11 protein-coding genes are annotated in these 14,514 nt (G+C 52.5%); 7 read left to right on the top strand and 4 right to left on the bottom strand.

Annotated elements, in window-relative coordinates:
* Positions 1 to 154: 154 nt before the first annotated feature.
* Positions 155 to 1,102: a transglutaminase-like cysteine peptidase gene (locus H6868_01880; protein MCB9988064.1), complete on the top strand. Its 948-nt coding sequence runs from the start codon at positions 155 to 157 to the stop codon at positions 1,100 to 1,102.
* 60 nt (positions 1,103 to 1,162) lie between these two features.
* Here H6868_01880 and pyk read toward each other — a convergent pair whose 3' ends face one another.
* Positions 1,163 to 2,611 (bottom strand): pyruvate kinase, encoded by a 1,449-nt coding sequence (gene pyk / locus H6868_01875; protein ID MCB9988063.1) that lies wholly within the window; start codon positions 2,609 to 2,611, stop codon positions 1,163 to 1,165.
* A 457-nt stretch (positions 2,612 to 3,068) separates the two neighbouring features.
* Between pyk and H6868_01870 the strand changes: the two genes are divergently transcribed.
* The 4 genes from H6868_01870 to H6868_01855 all read left to right on the top strand — a co-directional run bounded on the left by H6868_01870 (position 3,069) and on the right by H6868_01855 (position 7,581).
* A complete protein-coding gene (locus H6868_01870) occupies positions 3,069 to 4,916 on the top strand; it encodes a ribonucleoside-diphosphate reductase subunit alpha (GenBank protein ID MCB9988062.1) in 1,848 nt (615 codons plus the stop codon).
* 55 nt (positions 4,917 to 4,971) lie between these two features.
* Positions 4,972 to 5,496: a peptide-methionine (R)-S-oxide reductase MsrB gene (gene msrB, locus H6868_01865; GenBank protein ID MCB9988061.1), complete on the top strand. Its 525-nt coding sequence runs from the start codon at positions 4,972 to 4,974 to the stop codon at positions 5,494 to 5,496.
* 122 nt (positions 5,497 to 5,618) lie between these two features.
* Complete coding sequence (locus H6868_01860) at positions 5,619 to 6,707, top strand: ribonucleotide-diphosphate reductase subunit beta (GenBank protein MCB9988060.1); 1,089 nt, start codon at positions 5,619 to 5,621, stop codon at positions 6,705 to 6,707.
* A gap of 4 nt (positions 6,708 to 6,711) precedes the next feature.
* A complete protein-coding gene (locus tag H6868_01855) occupies positions 6,712 to 7,581 on the top strand; it encodes a pantoate--beta-alanine ligase (GenBank protein ID MCB9988059.1) in 870 nt (289 codons plus the stop codon).
* Positions 7,582 to 7,936: 355 nt separating this feature from the next.
* Here the strand turns inward: H6868_01855 and H6868_01850 are convergent, their stop codons facing one another.
* Complete coding sequence (locus tag H6868_01850) at positions 7,937 to 9,298, bottom strand: MATE family efflux transporter (GenBank protein ID MCB9988058.1); 1,362 nt, start codon at positions 9,296 to 9,298, stop codon at positions 7,937 to 7,939.
* Positions 9,299 to 9,553: 255 nt separating this feature from the next.
* On the opposite strand from H6868_01850, the gene H6868_01845 reads away from it, so the two are divergent.
* Both H6868_01845 and H6868_01840 read left to right on the top strand, forming a co-directional pair.
* Positions 9,554 to 11,335 carry a cadherin-like domain-containing protein gene (locus tag H6868_01845; protein ID MCB9988057.1) on the top strand — a complete coding sequence of 594 codons (1,782 nt, stop codon included), beginning with the start codon at positions 9,554 to 9,556 and terminating at the stop codon, positions 11,333 to 11,335.
* A gap of 172 nt (positions 11,336 to 11,507) precedes the next feature.
* Positions 11,508 to 12,533, top strand: a complete 1,026-nt coding sequence (locus H6868_01840; GenBank protein MCB9988056.1) for a class I SAM-dependent methyltransferase — start codon at positions 11,508 to 11,510, stop codon at positions 12,531 to 12,533.
* A gap of 9 nt (positions 12,534 to 12,542) precedes the next feature.
* Here H6868_01840 and H6868_01835 read toward each other — a convergent pair whose 3' ends face one another.
* Together H6868_01835 and H6868_01830 are read right to left on the bottom strand one after the other, a co-directional pair.
* Positions 12,543 to 13,532: a MoxR family ATPase gene (locus tag H6868_01835; GenBank protein MCB9988055.1), complete on the bottom strand. Its 990-nt coding sequence runs from the start codon at positions 13,530 to 13,532 to the stop codon at positions 12,543 to 12,545.
* Between the two features lie 67 nt (positions 13,533 to 13,599).
* Entirely contained in the window at positions 13,600 to 14,502 is a 903-nt protein-coding gene (locus H6868_01830; protein ID MCB9988054.1) for an ATP-dependent Clp protease ATP-binding subunit, read from the bottom strand.
* Positions 14,503 to 14,514: the final 12 nt, after the last annotated feature.

Raw genomic sequence — 14,514 nt, 5'->3', positions numbered from 1 at the left:
ACCCAAATCTTATTCTTATGTAAACAAATAGCGTTTTTTTCAGCAAACAATGCTTTTTTGCCCGTTTGTTTAGAATTCGTCAATCTTTGTCGTCTTTAATAGGGGGACATGGCCCGTGTGTGGTTCGTGTGTGGGAACAGAAGGCAGAGGTCTCATGAAAGAGAAAACAAAGAGCAAGAGCGGTATCCTCGCGGGTTTGCGCACAGTTATGGAGCGTAACCGTCTTGGCGAGTTGATGGTTATGAATGGCTTTTTGACGCCGCATGAGCTGAAATATGCGCTGGTTAGCCAAAAAACCAGCCGTGAACAACTAGGCCGTATTTTGCTGCGCGAACGAATGGTTCGGCGTCGTGACCTGTACCGGGCTTTGGTCCAGCAATGGTCTTTGCGTCTGCTGGTTACAGTCATGACGGTTATGATCGGGGCATCTGCCGTGGGTGTGAAGCCCGCGCGGGCAGGAACGATCAAGGATATTCCGGCGCAGGTGAAGCTGGCCAGCGCCGCCAACGTTGTGTTTGCCCCTGTAAAGGGCTACCCGGCGCTGTTTGGTACATCCGAACGCCGCTCTTACAATCTGGATGCATTCACGAAATGGACAGGCATGTTCCAGCGTTTTGAGGCTGCCGTGAAAACGGAGCAAGGCCAGCGCGTTCTTTATGAATGGAAAAAGGATTTGCATGAATTTGAAGGGCTGCCGCTGGAAGATATGATTGAAGAGGTCAACGATCTGATTAATGGCCAGCGCTACATCGTTGACAGTCGCAATTTCGGCCAGAGTGATTACTGGGGGACGCCGGTTGAGTTCTTCACCCGTGGCGGTGACTGCGAAGATTTTGCCATTGCCAAATATGTGTCGCTGCGGGCGCTGGGTGTACCGGAAGAGCGTTTGCGCGTAGCAATCGTTCAGGATCAGCAAAAAAATATTCCACATGCGGTTTTGGTTGTATACACGGATGACGGTCCGATGATGCTGGATAATCAGATCAAGAGTGTCCGGCCGACCAGCAGCGTTCATCATTACCGCCCGATTTTTTCAATCAACCGTCAGGCTTGGTGGCTTCATACCCAGCCGTCGCGCACGGTTTTGGCTTCGGCGCAGTAGAAATCGCTCATATTTTTGAAAATTATCCAGGCCTTGCTTTAACGGTAAGGCCTGAATTTTTTAATCGACCCAGGCAATGCGCAAAACATTAGTTGAGCCGGGAGTGCCAAAGGGAACACCCGCCGTAATAACGAGGCGGTCTCCCTTTTCGGCGATGCCGTGGGTGCGGGCAATGGACACGGCTTCCTTGACGGTGGCGGCGAACGTCGTGATGCTTTGTTCGTCGGCAACATAAACGGCATGAACGCCATAGGACAGGACCATGCGCCGGGCGACGTCTTCTTTGTGGCTCAGGCACAAAATCGGCACGCTTGGACGATGCCGGGCGGCTCTCAGAGTGGTCGAGCCTGAGGATGTGAATGTTGCAATGCAGGCGGCATGTATGTCCATGGCGACCTGATAAGCGGCGGCGGTAATGGCATCCGATGTATTTTCTTCCGTTTCCGGGTGTTCGGCATCCATGATGCGGCGGTAATAATCGTCGCTTTCGGTGTGCCGGCAAATCCGGTCCATGATGGATACGGCTTCCAGCGGATATTTCCCGGCAGCGGTTTCTGCCGAGAGCATCACGGCGTCGGTGCCGTCATAAACGGCGGTGGCCACATCGGAGGCCTCGGCGCGGGTCGGGGTCGGTGCTTCGATCATCGATTCCAGCATCTGGGTGGCGACGATAATCGGTTTGCCGGCCTCGCGTGTTTTGCGAACGATTTTTTTCTGGACGGCAGGTACTTCTTCCGCCGGGATTTCAACGCCCAGATCACCGCGTGCCAGCATAATGGCATCGGTCAGGTCCAAAATTTCATCAAATTTCTCAAGCGCGGAAGGCTTTTCAATCTTTGCGATCAAACCGGCGCGGCCCTTAATCAGTTTTTTGGCTTCGGCGACATCTTCGGGTTTTTGCACGAAGCTCTGGGCGATCCAGTCGACGCCCATATCCAGTGCCGCGGTCAGGTCTTTGCGGTCCTTGGCGGTCAGGGCGGCGATCGGCAGGGTTACGCCGGGAACGTTAACGCCCTTGTTGTTGGAAATTTTGGTGCCGGCCAGAACTTTTCCTACCAGAAAATCGGCGCCTTTTTCGACGATTTCCATGCGGACCTTGCCATCATCCATCAATATGATCGCGCCTTTTTCGAGCGCTTCGATAATTTCCGGGTGCGGCAGGTTGACGCGGGTTTCGTCGCCCTCGGTTTTGTCGAGGTCAAGGCGGAGCGTCATCCCCGGCTTCAAGGCAATGGAGCCATCCTTGAATTTTCCAACGCGCAATTTTGGCCCCTGCATGTCGGCAACAATCCCGATCGGGAGCGCGAGTTCTTTTTCAATCTTCCTGATGGCCTCGACGCGGGCGCGGTGATCTTTGTGACTGCCGTGACTGAAATTCAGGCGGAACACGTCGACGCCGGCAATAAACAGTTTGCGGATCATTTCATAATCGGCGGAGGCCGGGCCGAGTGTGGCAACAATTTTTGTTTTCCGGTTGCTGCGGACATATTTCTTGTTAATCGCGGTCATGCGCTTTCGATTCCCCTGATAAATGTTCGGGCGATCACCGCCCTTTCTTTTTGCAGGACGCCATATTCGGCAATACGATGGGCAAAATCAACCGTTTCTTTACGGACGAAATACAAGAAACCATTATACCGGAACCTATAGCGTTTCCGTTGTTCTTCGGGGGCTCCCCTTACGATTTTCAGGATTCTATTTTTCCCGTAATGTTAAAATATAATTTCTTTTTTTATCGGGATGGATCAGTGCATAAGTTTTACCAGAGTATAAAATTCAGCATGTTGTCAGGCTTTTCCACATGCAAAGGTATGTCAATTAGGAACAAAGTCATATTGGCGTCCAGCCACGAGATATAGTATGTTGAATACAGCCTTACCGCTACGGATAGTGTTTTTATCCACATCTATCCACATCATATAAGGATAACTTTGTTAATAACCGCGCAAAAGTTGGGGAGCCGGGCATGTTTGATATTGCACAAATGGAACGGGGGAATCGGGTTCGCATCGATCGAAGCCGTGATGAAAATCTGACGGAATTCGGAAAAGCGACTTTGACGGACCGTTATTTGCTGCCCGAGGAATCCTATCAGGATCTTTTTGCGCGTGTGGCGATGTATTACGGGGATGATTCGGCCCATGCGCAGCGCCTGTACGATTATATCTCCAAACTCTGGTTTATGCCGGCCACGCCTGTTTTGTCCAATGGCGGCACCAGCCGCGGTCTGCCGATTTCCTGTTTCCTGAACGAATCGGGCGACAGTCTCGAAAATATTGTGGAGCTGTGGAACGAGAATGTCTGGCTGGCCTCTCTGGGCGGCGGCATCGGTTCTTACTGGGGCAATGTGCGCTCGATCGGCGAAAAAGTGGGCCGCAACGGCAAAACGTCGGGTATCGTGCCTTTTATTCGCGTGATGGATTCCCTGACCCTCGCCATCTCCCAGGGGTCCCTGCGCCGCGGCTCTGCGGCGATTTACCTGCCCATCTGGCATCCGGAAATCGAGGAATTTATTGAGATTCGCCGTCCCACCGGCGGGGACCCGAATCGCAAGGCCCTGAATCTCCATCACGGCGTTCTGGTCACCAACGACTTTATGCATGCCGTTGAAAATGGCGAGGAATGGGCGCTGAAATCGCCGAAGGACAAATCCGTTGTCGCCAAAGTCAGTGCGCGGGATCTGTGGATTCGCCTGTTGACCGCCCGCATTGAAACGGGAGAGCCCTATATCGTCTTTATCGACCATGTGAACGACCATATTCCGGACCACCACAAAATGGCGGGCCTGAATGTGAAGATGTCCAATCTATGCGCGGAAATCACCCTGCCTACGGGCAAGGACCATCTGGGGAACGAACGGACGGCGGTCTGCTGCCTGTCGTCCCTCAATCTTGAGAAATTCGAGGAATGGCAGGACCATCCGCAGCTTATCGAAGATATCATGCGCTTTCTGGATAATGTTTTGTCCGACTTCATTGAAAAAGCGCCCGATTCGATGAAACGCGCAAAATACGCGGCGATGCGCGAGCGTTCCGTGGGGCTTGGCACCATGGGTTTCCATTCCTTCCTGCAGTCCAAGATGATTCCCTTCGAGGGCGTGATGGCCAAGGTCTGGAACCGCCGGATGTTCCAGCATATCAAACGCGGCGCCGACGATGCGTCCCGCAAACTGGCGGAAGAACGCGGGGCCTGTCCGGATGCGGCCGATTACGGAATCATGGAGCGTTTTTCGAACAAAATGTCGATTGCGCCGACTGCGTCCATTTCCATTATTTGCGGCGGCTCTTCCGCGGGGATTGAGCCGGTCGCGGCGAACGCCTACACCCATAAAACGCTTTCCGGGTCCTTTCCGGTGAAAAGCAAATTCCTGACAAAGCTTCTGGAAGAAAAAGGACAAAATACCGAAGACGTCTGGTCTTCCATTTTCACCAACGAGGGGTCCGTCCAGCATCTGGATTTCCTCAGCGACGAGGAAAAAGACGTGTTCAAGACGGCCTTTGAAATCGACCAGCGCTGGGTGATCGAACATGCGGCGGACCGGGCGCCTTTTGTCTGTCAGGCGCAGAGCATCAACCTCTTCCTGCCGGCGAATGTGCACAAAAGGGACCTGCACGGCCTCCACTGGCAGGCCTGGAAGAAAGGGGTGAAATCCCTTTATTACTGCCGCTCCAAATCCATCCAGCGCGCCGAAAGCAATGCAAGCTGGATCCGCAGCCAGTCACAGGCTCCGACCCCTGACCGGGATAAAGAACCGGAACTGACCGAGCAAAAGAGCGACCAGCCGCAATACGAAGAATGTCTGGCGTGCCAGTAGGCTTCTGACCCAATCCGTCTGTAACTTCTTACCGCTTTCATGCGAACTATATCGTATGAAAGGAGGCATCATTATGTCTGTAAAAAATCGTTTTATGATAACGCTGGCAGCGGTTTCGGTAATCGGGACGGTTGCGGTGGCCGCGCAGGCGGAGGATGGCAAGATGACCAAAAAGCTTACCCCCATTCAGGAATATGTGACCCAGAAAAACGGGACGGAACGCCCGTTCGAAAATGAGTACTGGAACAATCACGAACCCGGTATCTATGTCGATGTGGTTTCCGGCGATCCGCTGTTTTCCTCGACCGATAAATTCGATTCGGGGTCGGGTTGGCCGAGTTTCACCAAGCCACTGAAAGAGGATATGGTCAGCACCAAAACCGATGCATCGCACGGCATGACACGCACGGAAGTGCGCTCGGCTGAGTCCGATTCGCATCTGGGGCACCTGTTTGACGACGGTCCGAAGGATAAGGGCGGCATGCGTTATTGCATCAATTCAGCTTCGCTGCGCTTCATTCCGAAAGCCGATATGGAGAAGGAAGGATACGGCGCATATCTGTACCTGTTCGAGGAATAACCTTCCCGGCTGAAAAACAGAGGAAAACCGCCGAAAATCGTTGTGTGCGGGCTGATTTATGTGCTTAAAGAGTTATATGGGTTTTACATGTTTATCGGGATCAGGAAAAAGGAGCGCTTACTATGTCCTCACAAGCACAAATCAGCACAAACTATGAAATTTCGGATGATGTAACAGAGGCGGCCAGCCCGCTTTTGGTCGAGCGCCATGTGTACAAGCCGTTCCTTTATCCGTGGTGCTATGATGCGTGGCTGACGCAGCAGCGTTTGCACTGGTTGCCTGAAGAAGTGCCGCTGGCCGAAGATGTGCGGGACTGGAAAAAGAACCTGTCCCCGTCGGAAAAACACCTTGTGACCCAGATTTTCCGGTTCTTTACGCAGGCTGATGTTGAGGTCAATAATTGCTATATGCGTCATTATTCCCGCGTATTCGGTCCGGTTGAAGTCCAGATGATGCTGGCGGCGTTTTCCAACATTGAAACTATTCACATCGCGGCTTATGCGCACCTTCTGGATACGATCGGCATGCCGGAAGTCGAATATCAGGCGTTTTTGAAATATGACGCCATGAAGAAAAAATACGACTACATGCAAAACGCGTCGATGCGGTCGCGTCGCGATATTGCCAAGACCATGGCGCTGTTCGGCGGCTTTACCGAGGGCATCCAGCTCTTTGCTTCCTTTGCGATCCTGATGAACTTCCCGCGTTTCAACAAGATGAAGGGTATGGGGCAGATTGTCACGTGGTCTGTGCGGGATGAAACGCTGCACTGCCTGTCGATGGTCAAGTTGTTCAAAACCTTTATCGCTGAAAATTCGGATATCTGGGACGACCAGCTTAAAGAAGATATCACGCAGGCTTGTCGTGACGTGATCGAGATCGAAGACGGCTTTATTGATCTGGCCTTTGAAATGGGCGGGATTGAAGGACTGGAAGCTGATGAGGTCAAGCAATATATCCGCTGGATTGCTGATCGTCGTTTGCAGCAGCTTGATCTGGCGCCGATCTTCGGGATCGAGAAAAACCCGTTGCCGTGGATGGACCAGATGTTGAACGGGGCCGAGCATACCAACTTCTTTGAAAACCGGGCGACGGAATATTCCCGTGCTTCGACTGAAGGGGACTGGGAAGATGCTTTCTCCGACCAGATTTTCTCCGGTACCTATGGCGGGGCGATCGGCGGCGTGGATTCATCCGAGGCCGCGGAATAAAATCATGACGACAGCTTTGGTCGCGCAAAGCCAGCCGCTTGTTTTGAGGACAATTTCCGATTTACGGGCTTTTGTTAAAAAACAGCGGTCGGGCGGTAAAAGGATTGCCCTGGTGCCGACGATGGGGGCTCTGCATGAGGGGCACCTGACGCTGGCGCGCGAAGGGTTAAAGCGAGCCGATCTTGTTATCACCACTATTTTCGTCAATCCGACCCAGTTTGGGCCGAACGAGGATTTCGATGCTTATCCGCGGACTCTGGAGGCCGACGTTGAAAAACTGGCCGGGATCGGGGTGCAGGCCGTCTTTGTGCCTGCCGTCGAGGAAATGTATCCGAAAGGCGCGATGACAAACGTTTTCGTTAAGGGGGTGACCGAGACTTTGGAGGGCTTGTGTCGCCCCGGTCATTTTGATGGCGTGGCAACGATTGTGACCAAGCTGTTATTGCAGGCCTTGCCCGATATTGCCTTGTTCGGGGAAAAAGACTACCAGCAGCTTCAGGTTATCAAACGCCTGAGCGCTGATCTGGATATCCCGGCTGAGATCATCGGCGTGCCGACAGTCCGCGAAGAAAGCGGTCTAGCTCTCTCGTCGCGCAATGCTTATTTAAGCCCGGAACAAAAAGAAATTGCCGTGGCGCTCAGCCGGACGCTTAAGGCCATGAGCCAGAAGATTGCCGCTGGCGAGCCATTGGCCGCTGTTCAAAGCTGGGGCAAGGCCCGGATCGAAGGGGCCGGTTTTGATAAAATCGACTATCTTGAGATCCGGGATGCGGTCAGTTTGCAACCAGTGTCAGAAAAGGGTGCACAGCCTTTGCGGGTTTTGGTGGCGGCGTTTCTTGGGAAGGCGCGGCTGATTGATAATGTGGCGGCGTAGAATGCAGCATTTTCCGGGTATCGGTCGCTAGAATTCCAATCGTACGTGCGGTTTCGCGGAATTGGTTGTTCAAGGCGGCTTCCCATGCCGGTTTTCGGGCGCAGCCTATGTCTATTCCCATCTGCCGGGCCATATCATCCAAAAGCAAAACCTCGGTTGTTTGCCCTTCTGCTGCGGCTTCAATATAAGCCTGACGCAGGGCTGTTTCTTTTTCTTCTTGTGTGATGACAGTGTTTTTCATTGTTTCCTCTATAGTAATAGCCGTTTGCCTCTGTTTATAAGAATGAAAATCATTCTCAATAATTATCGTTTATAAGGACTCTTTATTCACGATGCAATCTTAAAAAAGATGATTTTATGAAAAAGGGGCTTCCAGTTTTTTAATCAGCCGCCAGTTGAGCGGGTGGAAGAGTCCGCCTGCCGTTACATTGGCTAGGGCGATGGCGCCGAAAATACCGGGAACACCCCAAAAATGTCCGCCGATCAGGGCCAGCGGGATCGTTGTCAGGATCATTTTTGTGAAGATCAGGGTGAAAGACCGTTTGGGCAGGCCCACCGCATTAAAGGCAGAGGCCCAGCCATGGATCAAACCGCTGGCGGCAAAGGTAATCGGGACAACCCGGAAAAAGAGGGTCATGGCGTCAATCACGGCTTGCTCGTCCGAGAATAACCCGGCCAGCGGATGGGCGAAGAGTGCCAGCAAGGCCGCGATGGCGAGCGACCAGATTAGAACAAACCGGAAAGCTTTGTGCAGCGTTTCATGAATGCGGTCATATTTACGGGCGCCCCAGTTTTGTCCCAGAATGGGACTCATACCTACGGATAGGGCCATGACAACAATAAAGGTAAAGGCTTCGATGCGTGAAGCGACGCCAAAGGCGGCAACGGCGGCGGCGCTATGCCCGGCCAGTAACGAAATAATCACGGCGTTGGATATGGGCTGCATGACTTGCGTCAATCCGGCGGGAATGGCAATCACCAAAAGCTTTTTGGCCGAGTCGCCGATCAGTTTGTAGTGATGGCGGGAGCGGGTTATCATGTCTTTTTTGAATTTCAGGACATAAAGGCCGGCGCTCAAGGCTATAACATTGGCAATAATCGTGGCAATCGCGGCACCTTGCAGCTCAAGCCGCGGGAATCCCCACAATCCAAAAATCAAAAGCGGGTCCAGTATGATGTTAACCAAAGTCGCCAGCATCATGATGGCCGCAGGAATCATCGCACTGCCCGTGGCGCGAATGGCGGCGTTCCCGACTACCGGCATGGTCAGGAAAGCGGCGCCCCAGAACCATATGGCCATATAATCATCAATCAGCGGCAGCATATCCTGGTTCGCGCCCATCAGGCGGAACAGCGGGTCTTTTTGTAACAGCCCCACCAGCGTAAAAAAGCAGCCAAGGATAAAAGCAAACAGCAAGGCATGGGATGTAATGCGCCGTACACGCCGTTTGCTCCCTCTTCCGATCTGGCGTGCGATCACGGACGACGTGGCAATGCTCAGCCCCATGGTCATCGCAAACGCCGCATAGGTAATCGGGAACGTAAAGGTGATGGCGGCCAAAGGCTGTGTCCCTAGCCGCGAGACAAAGAACGTATCGACCAGCTGGAAGCTTATAACAGCCAGAATGCCCCAGATCATGGGAATGGTCATACGGATCATGTGTCCGGATATGGAGCCTTCAGTCAGGTTTTGCTTTTTAGGAATCATTGATGCCATGGAGGACTTACTTATAGCCTGATGCCCCGGTTGGGAAGTTTTTTTTGGAAATACGGTTTATTCTATTAATATTTTTTTCATAATTCTATTAGATTATACATAAAATTTTAACGATATTACGTTAAATTATTATGTTAGAGCACTCTGTGCTATGGGGTACAAACACAATTTGGGGACGTATAAAAAATGGCTGATGTAACAGGCACGAATGGGAATGATATCCTTTTCTTTTCCGGGGATCTTCAACATCTTACAATGACTATAACCAATGCCTATTCCGGGCATACCTTCATGATTGATGAAGAGAAAAACGTGAACAATTCCACATATGAGGGTCTGGCCGGCATTGATACAATGTTTATGACCAATGTGGGTGATGTTCTGTTTCTTGAGAATTCCGTTGGTAACCAGATGGTTTTCAATGTTGAGCGCTTTTTGTCCGGCGCGGGCGGCGATGTGATTGCTTTGGACAGCGATCATATTGTTCTGGGCGATTTATTTATTGATGGCGGGAATGCGGATGATGTTCTGTGGGGGAACAGCGGCAACGATACGCTTGACGGACGTGCGGGCAATGACCTCTTAGAGGGCGGCCCCGGCAATGATACTTACCAGTACACCAACTATTCCCTCTCCCTGCCGGTCGGCCACGACACTATTTTCGATGTTTCCGGCGATGATGTTATCACGGTAAGAAATACGGTTTCTCTGGCGACAATGTCATTTACGCGGGCGGGCACGGATCTGGTTATCGATCTTGAAAGCGACGGCCTTCATGTTATCACGGTTCAGGATCATTTTGGTTTGGGCGGCGATCATGCCGTTGAGACCGTCCGGTTTTCTGATAACACAACGTTCGACCTGACCAGTCTGATTTTAAATACGGACCCGGCAGCGGCCGATGACCTGTTTACAGGCAATGAAGATGAAGTTCTGATCGGTAATGTTCTGGTCGATAACGGCAACGGCGTCGATATGGATGCCGATGGTGATGTCCTGAACGTGCAGGCGGCTGTTTTGACAACGGTGGCCGGCGGTACGGTGACGATACTGGAAAACGGTGATTTTACCTATGTGCCTGCGGCTGATTATTTCGGGGCTGACAGTTTCGATTATACGGTAACCGATGATTTTGGCGGCAGCGCTACGGCCATGGTGATGATTACGCTGATTGATGTGGTTGATATCGATCCGCCTCTTGTCCTGAACGGGACGAACGGTGGCGATCATCTGGTTGGCGGTTCGGGCAACGATGAATTGTCGGGAGCTAAAGGTGTCGATTACCTGCAGGGCGGCGCTGGTGATGATATTTTACATTACAGCGCCGATGCCAAGTGGTCGGGTAATTTTGTTGCCTGGAACGTTGGCCAGCCGGATGCTTTCGGGACAGACCAAAAGATTAACCTGCAAGGGTATAACCGGACGTACGACGTCTATGATGGCGGCGATGGCTACGATATGCTGGTTTTGGGGTCCGGGAACGATGCCGTTTTTGTCGATGATAAATACAGCGCCCGGTACGATGGCACCAGCGGTTCTCGTATTGTTGATATCGAGCGGATCGACGGCGGCAATGGTGACGACATCATTGATTTGACCAGTATGCTTTACGATCACGGCGATGTGACGATGATCGGCGGTAACGGGAACGATGTCCTGTGGGCGTCAAGCGGGGACGATATCCTGTATGGCGGTAACGGTCTGGATAATCTGTATGGCGGGATCGGGATGAACCTGTTCCTGTTTATGGATATCGGCGAGGCCGGTGATACGATTTATGAATTTGAAACCGGTATGGGCGGAGATGTCCTGAACCTGACCGATGTCCTGGAAGGGTTTGATCCCGGACTGGACAATGTCAATGATTTCCTGCGGCTGGTCGATCAGGGCGGGGATATGGCATTACAGGTCGATGTTGACGGACAAGGCGGCGATTTTGTGACGCTGGCTACCTTTGTTGACGGTCTGTCCGGTGTCACGCTTGACGGCATGGTCAGCGACGGGAATCTGGTCATGGATCAGAGTGTTGTCCTCTAGGATTAACATGGTTTAGCTGTTTTTTTCACAGCTGCGAACCGCGGGGCCAATCCCACCCGGCCTCGCGGTTTTTATTGCATTTCCGGGTTTTGTCAAAGCTTGCCTGTGGCCGGTAAATATGCCTCAATGTAACTCCGTTTTCTGGTTGTTTTGTGTACAGGTATAGCTATTCATGTCATCCGATCCCGTTAAAGCGCTGTTTTACGGTCTTGAAAAAATGGAGGCCGTCACTCCCGGTGCTGGTAGCAGTATTCTTTACGTGAATGCCCGAACTCACGAAGATCTGGCGCTTTTTTCCGGCGCGGAAATTCATATGCAGCAATATTTCCAGCCCTATGCTGCGTTTCTGGAGCGGCAAGGTTATCCGGTTTCCTCGGATATGCCTGTGCAGGACGACTTTGATATGGTCTTGGTGTTGGGCGGTAAACAGCAGCGCGAAACCTTGTTTTATCTGGCCTCAGCCCTGAGTGCATTAAAAGATGGGGGGATATTGTTGTGCGCGGCGGGCAATGATGCCGGCGGCAAGCGGCTGGGCAAGGATATCAAGGCGCTGGGGCTGGATATTCAGGAAGACACCAAATTTCATGCCCGGATCGTGCAGGCGACCGTCCATGATTATGACCGGGAAAAAGTGCGGACATGGTTGGCGGATGGCGCTTTACAGTCGATTGAGGGCGGACGGTTTGTTTCCTGTCCCGGTATTTTTGGCTGGGACAGGGTTGATAAAGGCTCGGCTTTGCTGGCGGCGGAAATGCCGGATGGATCGCTGGCCGGTGCCGGTGCGGATATGGGCTGCGGTTACGGCTATTTGTCTGATAGGGTTCTTAAGGGTAATCCTGATATTACGGCGCTTTATTGTCTGGATGCTGATGCGCGGGCGGTGTGTGCTTGCGAGGAGAATATGAAGGCCTTTCCGCAGGTTCATTGCCGATGGGTTGATGTCACGGCGGGCCGGGGCGATTTACCGCCGCTGGATTTTGTCGTGATGAACCCCCCTTTTCACGAAGGCAAGACGACGCAGGCCTCGATCGGGCAGGCTTTTATCCATACAGCCGCCGCCGCTTTGAAGCCCGGCGGGGTTTTGTGGATGGTTGCCAATGCTCACCTGCCTTATGAATCTGTGGTGCAGAAAAGCTTTAAAAGCTTTGAAAAGCGCTATGAAGGCGGCGGTTTCAAGATTATCAGGGCTGTAAAGTAAGTTGCCGGCTTATGGCGCGGGAATAAGCTCCAGAATGTGGTCGACAATTTCGTCGGTGGTGACTTTGTGGTCGTAGGCGCGTTCCCCGCGGCCCAGACGGTGGCGCAATACCGGTTTGGCCATGGCCTGAATATCTTCGGCTGTGACGGTATCGCGGCCATCGAGCCATGCGCGCGCGCGGGCACAGCGGTCCAGCGCCAGTGATCCCCGCGGGCTGGCCCCGACTTTCAGATAGCTTTTGAGCGTATAGCCGTATTTATCCGGATAACGGGTGGCAAAGATAATATCGACAATATATTTTTCTACGGCTTCCGGCACTTTGATCTGATCGACTTCGTTCCGCGCATCGAATATGACTTTTTGTTGCAGCGGTGCGGTTTTTGTTTTTTCGCTTTTTCCGCTGCCGCGTTTTTCCGCTTCTTCTTCGCGGACAAGGCGGATGATTTTGGCTTCGGACTCTTCATCGGGATAATCGACGGTCACATGCATGAGAAACCGGTCCATCTGGGCTTCCGGCAGGGCAAATGTTCCCTCTTGCTCAACCGGGTTCTGGGTTGCCATAACCAGAAATAAATCCGGCATCTTATAAGCGGTGCCGGAGACGGTTACCTGCCGTTCCTCCATGGCTTCCAGAAGCGAGTTTTGTACTTTCGAAGGGGCCCGGTTGATCTCGTCGGCCAGTACGATATTGGCAAAAATCGGTCCTTTTTCGAATTTGGTCAGGCCCGCTTCGCCGTCTTCCCCCTTGTAATAGGTCGAACGTCCGGTGATATCGGTCGAAACCAGATCGGGTGTGAACTGGATCCGGCGATAATCGCAATCCATGTTGCTGGCCAGTGATTTAATAGCCCGCGTTTTGGCAAGGCCCGGTAGCCCCTCCACCAGCAAGTTACCGTTTGCCAGCAGGCCGATAATCAAGCGATCAACAATTTCGCTTTGCCCGATAATGTCTTGTTGTACGTTGCGTTTTAGTTCGAGAATGGAATCGCGTGCGCTCATGGGAAGGGATGCTCCTTGCAGACTTATTATGACAGTTTACAGGAAATATGCGCCGAGACAATGCTCGTTAGTGGTGATTTTTGTCCTTGCCTTCCAAGGCATCCGGCGACAGTTTCGATTCAATCGAAACGATGGTCTGAACCGATTTTTTATCCAGTTCCCCGTGCCAGCCGTATTCCATGACGTGATAGGCGCAGGCGGCATCCATGACGATAATGGATTTATCCGGCTGGTTCCGGCGGCGCAAATATTTATCCGTCATGTCGACGATCATCTGCAGGACGTCATCAGGAATTTTTGTCCGGTGATGCTCCTCGTAAGCCGGGCGCAGGGCTTTTAGAATCTCGAACGTTTCGTGGCTGTTCGGGACTTTCAGGTGGATTTTCTGGAACCGGCGGTCCATGGCCGGGTCTTCGGCGACGTAAACCCGGTATTCATCCAGCGTTGTTGCGCCGATGACCAGCAAATCCCCGGCGGTCAGGTAAGGTTTCATAACTTCCGACAGGCCGCGGTAGGAGCTGTTTTCACAAAGCGGCATGATCTGGTGCATTTCATCAATGAACAGGATGAAGCGGTAATGCCCTTCGACATGATAACGCTCGGCGACGCCGCGGCACAGCGGGACGAAGCGGCCCTGAAACTCGGCTATGGATTCAGTTCCGGCGGCCATACTGGCCAGGTCAATCTCCAGAATTCGGGCATTATAAAGGTATTCCGGTACTTTTTCGGCGACGACGGCCTGTGCCAGCCCGACAACGGCTGCTGTTTTACCAACCCCGGCGGGGGCTTGGAGAACCACGTTCTTCCGGCCTTTTTGCAACAGGGTCAGGACCATTTCCTGAATTTCCTTGTCCCGGCCCGTAATGGGGTCATAGCGTCCTTCGCGCGCCAGAGTCGTTAAATCCCGGCAATACCGGTGGATCATTTCTTCCAGTTCGTCGTCAGAGACCAGAAAACGTTTAATGGCCATGGTGGCGGTCGT

The sequence above is a fragment of the Rhodospirillales bacterium genome, assembly GCA_020638175.1.
Taxonomy (GTDB): Bacteria; Pseudomonadota; Alphaproteobacteria; order Micavibrionales; family Micavibrionaceae; genus JACKJA01.
Note: the sequence above shows the minus strand (reverse complement) of the source record. Positions and strands in the feature narration are given on the sequence as shown.

Excerpts from the sequence above, each read along its gene's own strand:
- H6868_01870 (MCB9988062.1), top strand. The coding sequence starts at position 3,069 with ATGTTTGATATTGCACAAATGGAACGGGGGAATCGGGTTCGCATCGAT.
- H6868_01880 (MCB9988064.1), top strand. The coding sequence starts at position 155 with ATGAAAGAGAAAACAAAGAGCAAGAGCGGTATCCTCGCGGGTTTGCGC.
- pyk (MCB9988063.1), bottom strand. The coding sequence starts at position 2,611 with ATGACCGCGATTAACAAGAAATATGTCCGCAGCAACCGGAAAACAAAA.
- H6868_01835 (MCB9988055.1), bottom strand. The coding sequence starts at position 13,532 with ATGAGCGCACGCGATTCCATTCTCGAACTAAAACGCAACGTACAACAA.
- msrB (MCB9988061.1), top strand. The coding sequence starts at position 4,972 with ATGAAAGGAGGCATCATTATGTCTGTAAAAAATCGTTTTATGATAACG.
- H6868_01830 (MCB9988054.1), bottom strand. The coding sequence starts at position 14,502 with ATGGCCATTAAACGTTTTCTGGTCTCTGACGACGAACTGGAAGAAATG.
- H6868_01845 (MCB9988057.1), top strand. The coding sequence starts at position 9,554 with ATGACTATAACCAATGCCTATTCCGGGCATACCTTCATGATTGATGAA.
- H6868_01840 (MCB9988056.1), top strand. The coding sequence starts at position 11,508 with ATGTCATCCGATCCCGTTAAAGCGCTGTTTTACGGTCTTGAAAAAATG.
- H6868_01860 (MCB9988060.1), top strand. The coding sequence starts at position 5,619 with ATGTCCTCACAAGCACAAATCAGCACAAACTATGAAATTTCGGATGAT.
- H6868_01850 (MCB9988058.1), bottom strand. The coding sequence starts at position 9,298 with ATGGCATCAATGATTCCTAAAAAGCAAAACCTGACTGAAGGCTCCATA.
- H6868_01855 (MCB9988059.1), top strand. The coding sequence starts at position 6,712 with ATGACGACAGCTTTGGTCGCGCAAAGCCAGCCGCTTGTTTTGAGGACA.